At 73.4% G+C, this 1,161-nt stretch carries 1 protein-coding gene; it reads right to left on the bottom strand.

The genetic code is table 11. The annotated features are described in order from the left end of the window. Positions 1–1,161, bottom strand: a 1,161-nt coding sequence (locus MKL01_RS00840; RefSeq protein ID WP_243903348.1) for an autotransporter-associated beta strand repeat-containing protein, incomplete at both ends; no start/stop codon positions are given.

Genomic DNA, 1,161 nt, shown 5'->3' with positions numbered 1-1,161 from the left:
CCGAGCCCTGCGTTGCCGGAGAGCGTCACGGCGCCGGAGATCCCGGCCGCGCCCGTGCCGGTCAGTGCGCCGATACCGTTCGCCCCATAGCCCGCGAGGGTCAGGGCGTTGGCCAGGGTGACGCCGTTCACGTCCAGGGTGCCGCCGTTCAAGACGGTGGCCACACCGGTGCCGAGCGCGGCGGCGTTCGCGGCGCTCAGCGTGCCGTTCCAAATGTTGGTGCCGCCCGAGTAGGTGTTGGCGGCGGTCAGGACCGCGGTGCCGGTGTCGACCTTGTACAGCCCGTGGCGGTTGCCGCCGTCGCCGATGGCGCCCGAGACGGTCAGCGTGCCGGTGCCGCCGAGCAGAGCGGCGCTCGCGAGCGTCACGGCGCCGGAGACACCGGCGATGCCGGTGCCGGTCAGCGCGCCGGTACCGCTGGCCCCGGAACCCGCGAGGGACAGCGCGTTGGCCAGGGTGACGCCGTTCACGTTCAGGGTGCCGCCGCGCCAGACGGTGGCCACACCGGTGCCGAGCGCGGCGGCGTTCGCGGCGCTCAGCGTGCCGTTCCAAACCGTGGTGCCGCCCGAGTAGGTGTTGGCGGCGGTCAGGATCACGGTGCCGGTGCCGCCGACCTTGGACAGCGCGTAGCCGTGGCCACCGTCGCCGATCACGCCCGACAGGGTCAGGGTGCCGGTGCCGCCGAGCGAAGCGTCGTTCGCGAGCGTCACGGCGCCGGAGACACCGGCGCTGCCGGTGCCGGTCAGCGCGCCCTGATAGTCGGATCCGTAGCCCGCGAGGGTCAGGGCATTGGCCAGGGTGACGCCGTTCACGTCCAGGGTGGCGCCGCTCACGACCGTCGCAGCGCCGGTGCCGAGCGCGGCGAGGTTGGTAGCGCTGAGCGTGCCGTTCCAGATTGTGGTGCCGCCTGAATAGGTGTTGGCGCCGGTCAGGATGGCGGTGCCGGTGTCGACCTTGTCCAGCGCGTAGCCGTGGCCGCCGTCGCCGATCGCGCCCGAGACCGTCAGGGTGCCGGTGCCGCCGAGCCCTGCGTTGCCGGAGAGCGTCACGGCGCCGGAGATCCCGGCCGCGCCCGTGCCGGTCAGTGCGCCGATACCGTTCGCCCCATAGCCCGCGAGGGTCAGGGCGTTGGCCAGGGTGACGCCGTTCACGTCCAGGGTG

The sequence above is a fragment of the Methylobacterium sp. J-070 genome (assembly GCF_022829385.1).
Lineage (GTDB): Bacteria > Pseudomonadota > Alphaproteobacteria > Rhizobiales > Beijerinckiaceae > Methylobacterium.
Note: the sequence above shows the minus strand (reverse complement) of the source record. Positions and strands in the feature narration are given on the sequence as shown.